Here is a 6,074-nt window from a genome sequence, read left to right on the forward strand (position 1 = left end):
TAGGAGGAAATACAAATGGCAGATCCGAATATTGTGATGACACGCATTGACGAACGCCTGGTCCATGGCCAAGGACAAATGTGGATCAAAGTGCTTGGCGTGAATACCTGCATCGTCGCTAATGACGAAACTGCAGAAGATAAAGTAGCACAAACCTTGATGAAAACTGTAATTCCATCATCCGTGGCCATGCGCTTTTACCCCGTTCAAAAAGTAATTGATATTATTTATAAGGCCAATCCAGCACAGAAGATTTTCCTGTTGGTGAAGGATCCTAAGGATGCGCTGCGACTTGTGGCGGGCGGAGTCCCAATCAAGAAAATCAACATTGGTAACATTCACAACGCTCCTGGCAAGCAAAAAGTTACCCGCTCGATTTTCCTAGGACCAGAAGATAAGGCTGCTTTAAAGACTTTGATTAATGACTATCACATCGAATTTGACAACCGCACCACGCCATCTGGCAATGATGGTAGTGTCGAGGTTAACATCGCCGATTACTTAGATTAATCTCAATTAGGAGGAGCAATCATGCAAATCACACTCATACAAGCCCTACTCATTGGGCTTTGGACCGCGTTTTGTTACGCGGGGATGTTATGGGGCATCTATACCAACCGCGCCTTGGTCTTGAGTTTTGGGGTTGGGGTCATCTTGAACGATATTCCAACAGCCTTGGCCTGTGGCGCCGTCGCTGAATTAGCCTTCATGGGCTTTGGGGTCGGTGCTGGTGGTACCGTCCCGCCTAACCCAATTGGCCCTGGGATCATTGGGACTTTGATGGCTATTACGATGTCAGGCGTTACTCCGCAAAGCGCATTGGCTCTATCGATCCCATTTGCGGTCGCAATTCAGTTCCTGCAGACCTTCGTTTACACCCTTTGCGCCGGGCTGCCCGAAGCTGCGACAAACGCGTTAAAGGCACATAAGTTTGGTAAATTCCGCTTTATTGCTAATATCACCGTCATTTTATTCGCAATCGTTGGCTTTTTACTTGGGTTCCTTGGGGCTTATAGCATGAGTACCTTGAAGACTTTGGTCGCCATGATTCCGGATTGGCTGCTCACCGGGCTTAATGTTGCCGGTGGTATGCTACCAGCAATTGGGTTTGCCATGATTATGACTGTCATGCTGAAGAAACAACTTATTCCATTTGCCCTATTAGGGTATGCCTTAGCCGCCTACCTGCAGTTACCTGTAATCGGCATTGCCATTATTGCTTTAGTCTTCGCACTCAAGTTCTATTTTGAACAAGACGAAAACAGGCCTCTCCGGCAAATGCAGGCAAATCAAGCGAGGAGGAATCTCACGATGACTGGATCTAATCAATTAACCAACAGCGATTACCGCAAAACCACACTGCGTTCCTATTTCTTGCAGAACGGTTTTAACTACAGCAATTATCAAGGATTAGGCTACTCCTTGATCATGTACCCAGCCTTCAAGAAGCTATACGGTAAAGATCCTGATAAGCTGGCGAAGGTGCTGAGTGAGAACATCGAATTTTACAACACTAACCCGAATCTGATTCCGTTTATCACCTCGATTCATTTGGCGATGGCTGATAATGGGATGGAATACAAAGAAACTCGCGGTATCAAGATGGCCTTGATGGGCCCATTAGCTGGGATTGGGGATTCATTATCCCAGTTCTGTATCGCACCACTATTCTCAACAATCTTTGCCTCGTTGGCGATGAACAACGTTGCATTAGCCCCAGTATTCTTCGTACTGGCCGAAAACTTTACGCTGCTGTCGATCAAGTTTGCAATGGGTGCTTATGGGAAACGCCTGGGGACAAGCATGATCGAAAAGCTCAGCGCGAAGATGAGCCAAATTTCAGAGGCTGCCAGCATGATTGGTGTCACAGTTATTGCCGGCCTGGCAGCCACCTTTGTTAAAATGAAGGTAACCTTGACCTACGCCTCCAGTGCTAAGGCTGCTAAGGGTGCTGCCACTTCAACCGTGGATATCCAAGCCTTGCTGGACAAAGTAGCGCCAGCGCTACTGCCAGTGCTGTACACCTTGCTGATGTACTACCTAATCAAGAAACGCGGCTGGACAACTTACAAGCTGGTTATCCTAACCGTAGTGATTGGGATTGTCTTAAGCCTGGTCCACATTCTCGGTGTGTAAAGCATCTGAAATACTAGGATGGCGCCAACTGAACTCGCCTTGCGGGTTGGTTGGCGCTATCTTGTTTGCAGGAGGAAAAATGATAGATATCAATGCTCTCAAAACGCGACTCAATCAAATCGCAGCTGCTCGTACCTTTGACCCCGAGAAAGATTTAGACAAGAACGCAAAACAAGCCATCATCCAAAACGCGGAACGTTTGCTGAATAATATATTTTTGTTTAACAAGCCTTGGGACATGGAACGCTGCAAGACGCCATATCAGATCAATCCGTTGGATTACGAAGCTATTCGCAATGATGACCCCGAGTGGTGTTTCATGCTCAATCGCATGGATTGGCTCAGTGATCTAATTATTGCCGCTCGAATCACTGGTCGCAAGGAATTCAATCAAGCGGCCCTCCACTTTATTCAAGCATGGATCGCACAGCATCCGTCTCTCAAGCCGCAAAATTCTACCCGCACCTTGGATACCGGTATTCGCCTAGTGAATATCGTTGACGCATTGGTTTATTTAAACCAAGACGAGAACCTTTCAGACGACGCGCTGGCCTCGATTGCCACCAGTCTGATCTCGCAGACCACCTATCTCAGGACTCAATACATTCCCAAATATAAAACTAGCAACTGGGGCAGTATTCAAACGTGTGCATTACTAACAGTTCTCCCTGTACTGGAGTCCGATTTTGCCGCACAGCCATTATTCAAATGGGCGGAGACGGAGCTCAAGGAGCAACTGCAGTTACAAATCCTTGATGATGGTATGCAATGGGAGCAGTCGCTAATGTATCATGTGCAAGTGCTGAACGCCTTACTCCGCGCCATTGCGACTCAGGAATGGTGGCACCGCGACGTGACAGAATTCAAAGCAATCGCACTAAAAATGACCCAAGCGTTGAAAATGACGCTGCCGCCCACTGGCATGCTTGAACTATTCGGCGATACAGATCGCATTTTAGCCAATGATGTATTCGACTGTGCTGCGGTGATTTTGAACCAACCGCGGCTTGCAGGTTATACCGAAACTTCGCTGAGTCCAGAAACCCTTTACTGGCTCGGCTCTGCAGGAACGAAGGCGTTCCAACAGCGCCCCGAAGACGTGCCGACTGCGCTTACCTTCAATGGTGAGGACAGCGGTAATTACGCCATTCGCAGCAGCTGGGCCAAAGACGCCGACTTCCTATTCTTTAATGCCGGGCCCTTAGGAAGCGGCCACGGCCATAGTGACAACAATCATTTTTCCCTATACGTCCATGGTGAACCACTACTAGTCGATTCCGGACGTTATACTTACCGCGAAGACCAGCCGCTGCGCACAGAACTCAAAGCCATGCCAGCACACAACTCAGTTATGGTTGACCAGTTCACTCCCTGCGCACCAGATAGCAGCTGGGACTACACGCAGTATGGCACCCCCCTCAAACCCTATGTACGTCACCGCCCTCCTTACCATTACCTCGAAGGTACGCTTCTCGGGAGTGATCCGTTGAGCGTTTGGACACGCAAGATTGTCAGCATACCTGGTGCAATCTGGCTAATTACCGATGAAGTGCATGCAGCTGGCACCCATGAACTAACCCAATTTTTCCATCTTGATCCCAGTGTCAATCTAGCCCAGACCCGGAATGGTGCAGTCCTGAATAACCAGTGGCAACTGGCCAATTTTGGTGACTTGACTGTGGCCACTGCACCGTTTTCTCCCCGCTACAATGAACTGGAATCGCATCAAGTTCTTACCTACCGCACACCGTTCACTAACCAAATCAGCCAAACCACGCTCATCGCACCAAAAACTGCAACAATCAGCTCAATTCCAATTCTGCAAAATCTCGACCGGCCTTTGCCTGCCGCTGAAGGCAGTGCATGGCAGATACAAGTCACGCCTACAGAGCGCTACAGTGTTGCAATCATGCACCGTGAACTTTTCCGGGGGAAAAAAGTCTACAGTCTAGACCGTGTGCCCTTCCACGCACAATCAATAGTGGTGCACCGTATCAATGATGCCGCAACCGCTGTTCGACTAAAGGTATGATTGATTGTTTATGCCGCGCTGATAAGACGCGCACGAAAGGAGCTAACCGTGGTGGTTCGGCTATTCGTTACTGATATGGATCACACGTTTCTTGATCACACACGTCATTATGACCGACAGCGATTTAAGTCCATTCTTAGTTCTCTGCACCATAGGGGCATTCGTTTTGCAATCGCAAGTGGAAATCAGCGAGAACGAATTGACGAATACTTCACTGGTTTCTCAATCGATGGGATGATTGCCGAAAACGGACCTTACATTATAAGCAAAGAAAAAGTGCTCGAGGTCAACCTGTTCCCTGATAGCACAGCACAGGCGCTGGTTCAATATCTAAGCAACATTCCCAATCTACACCTCGTCATCTGTACACCAATAAAAGCTTTTATGCTGAACGGGGACGATCCAGGGCGAATCAAGATGATGCACGAATTCTGTCCCGCACTCGAAACGGTGGCAACGCTACTGCCCTACGCTCACCATATTATTAAAATCAGCATCTCGTGTCCCAAGTCACAGACCCAAACACTATTAGATAAAATTGAGACCACTTTTCCACTGCAAGTACACGCAACATCTAGCCGTTTTGGCAATATTGACCTAATCCGGCCCGGAAAGGACAAGTCACATGGTCTACGACTGCTCAGTAACTATTTCGGTATCTCGCTTGCTGATAGTTGCGTGTTCGGAGACGGCCGGAATGATCTAACGATGATGCGAATCGCCGGCACGAGCGTAGCCGTGGCAAATGCCGATCCGGAGGTATTAACGATAGCCAGTCAGATTACTGAAGCAGCCGACGACAATGGCGTTCTCAATTACCTTGAACAATACTTGAAACAAATTAGTCAATAAGATAAAAGTCTGTAGCCAGGCTTGGTGTGTCTCAAATAGAACGGAGTGAGAAACTGAAATAGTTATTCGGCCGACAAAACCGTTCCACAAAATGAACAGGTCTTGCAGTAGAAATGCGTGAGCGGACTCTAAAGTCTACCTACCATCGCTTTTCTCAAATTCGAGGAGTAACAATTTCAACTTTTTCCCATATAGGTATCTCAAAGCAAAACTGCCCATATCCGTTCAGATATTGATAATAGGCTAAAACAACCGTCTTCTAATCAGAACGCCAAAGAGAGGCCTCCTAAATCAGGAGACCCCTCTTTACACTTCATAGAAATAAGCCTGTCTGCACGCCAAGAATTATATGAAAGCGCAAAGTGCTGACTTTCCTCCAAAAAATTTATCGTATGAACTTAGGATACTAAGGTTACCTCACCCAACGAATCACCGTGTTTAATACTGGCCTTTGCAACCACAGAAACGCTTGAAATCAAGTCAGTGTTAGTAAATACGACAATCAGCTCATCAGACTTTCCCGCGGCGCTAATTTTTGAACGATCCATAGTTCCCAGTGAGTCTCCTGCAGCTACAGACTGTCCCTCACTTACAGAAAGATTGAAAGGCGCACCCTTAAGCTCAACCGTATCAACGCCCATGTGAAACAGAACTTCCAGTCCTTCAGGCGTCTTAAATGAAATAGCATGTTTGGTTGGAAAAACTGACGTGATCGATCCACTGACGGGAGCGTACAAGTCATCGCTTGTCGGCTTGACCGCGTAGCCATCCCCCATGATTTTTTGCGAAAACATCTCATCAGAAACATCTGTGATCGGCATCGCTTGACCAGTTGCCGGGGCCACGAAAGAAACTTTATTAGTCTTTTTTTTCAAGAAGTTAAACATGCTATCTCACTCCAATTCGATTATTTGATCATTTTCTGCCACGTCTGCGCCATCCGGGCCATAGCTTCTTCGATGACGGCATGAGATGTCCCTAGATTCAAGCGAAGAAAGTCCCTCAATTTTCAAGTCAAGTGCAACGATGATAACGAATCCTTGATAGTGGTCTA

The 6,074-nt window shown here is 47.4% G+C and carries 5 protein-coding genes and 1 pseudogene; 5 read left to right on the forward strand and 1 reads right to left on the reverse strand.

The window, feature by feature from the left end:
* The first annotated feature begins 15 nt into the window (after positions 1 to 15).
* The 5 genes and pseudogenes from FC75_RS02730 to FC75_RS02750 all read left to right on the forward strand — a co-directional run bounded on the left by FC75_RS02730 (position 16) and on the right by FC75_RS02750 (position 5,020).
* The gene (locus tag FC75_RS02730; RefSeq protein WP_054663790.1) at positions 16 to 510 is read left to right on the forward strand and encodes a PTS sugar transporter subunit IIB; all 495 of its coding nucleotides are present in this window, start codon (positions 16 to 18) and stop codon (positions 508 to 510) included.
* 21 nt (positions 511 to 531) lie between these two features.
* Positions 532 to 1,325, forward strand: a pseudogene (locus FC75_RS12965) (PTS mannose/fructose/sorbose/N-acetylgalactosamine transporter subunit IIC).
* Complete coding sequence (locus FC75_RS12970; protein WP_054663794.1) at positions 1,312 to 2,136, forward strand: PTS system mannose/fructose/sorbose family transporter subunit IID; 825 nt, start codon at positions 1,312 to 1,314, stop codon at positions 2,134 to 2,136. The pseudogene FC75_RS12965 and the gene FC75_RS12970 overlap by 14 nt, the downstream one beginning before the upstream one ends.
* Positions 2,137 to 2,215: 79 nt before the next feature.
* Positions 2,216 to 4,168 carry an alginate lyase family protein gene (locus FC75_RS02745; RefSeq protein WP_054663797.1) on the forward strand — a complete coding sequence of 651 codons (1,953 nt, stop codon included), beginning with the start codon at positions 2,216 to 2,218 and terminating at the stop codon, positions 4,166 to 4,168.
* A 51-nt stretch (positions 4,169 to 4,219) separates the two neighbouring features.
* Positions 4,220 to 5,020 carry a Cof-type HAD-IIB family hydrolase gene (locus FC75_RS02750; protein WP_054663798.1) on the forward strand — a complete coding sequence of 267 codons (801 nt, stop codon included), beginning with the start codon at positions 4,220 to 4,222 and terminating at the stop codon, positions 5,018 to 5,020.
* A 398-nt stretch (positions 5,021 to 5,418) separates the two neighbouring features.
* On the opposite strand, the gene FC75_RS02755 is transcribed toward FC75_RS02750, so the two are convergent.
* On the reverse strand, positions 5,419 to 5,907 hold the full coding sequence (locus FC75_RS02755; RefSeq protein ID WP_054663801.1) for a PTS sugar transporter subunit IIA: 489 nt from the start codon (positions 5,905 to 5,907) through the stop codon (positions 5,419 to 5,421).
* Positions 5,908 to 6,074: the final 167 nt, after the last annotated feature.

The sequence above is a fragment of the Lacticaseibacillus camelliae DSM 22697 = JCM 13995 genome (assembly GCF_001436615.1).
Classification (GTDB): Bacteria; Bacillota; Bacilli; order Lactobacillales; family Lactobacillaceae; genus Lacticaseibacillus; species Lacticaseibacillus camelliae.

Excerpts from the sequence above, each read along its gene's own strand:
- FC75_RS02745 (WP_054663797.1), top strand. The coding sequence starts at position 2,216 with ATGATAGATATCAATGCTCTCAAAACGCGACTCAATCAAATCGCAGCT.
- FC75_RS02755 (WP_054663801.1), bottom strand. The coding sequence starts at position 5,907 with ATGTTTAACTTCTTGAAAAAAAAGACTAATAAAGTTTCTTTCGTGGCC.
- FC75_RS02730 (WP_054663790.1), top strand. The coding sequence starts at position 16 with ATGGCAGATCCGAATATTGTGATGACACGCATTGACGAACGCCTGGTC.
- FC75_RS12970 (WP_054663794.1), top strand. The coding sequence starts at position 1,312 with ATGACTGGATCTAATCAATTAACCAACAGCGATTACCGCAAAACCACA.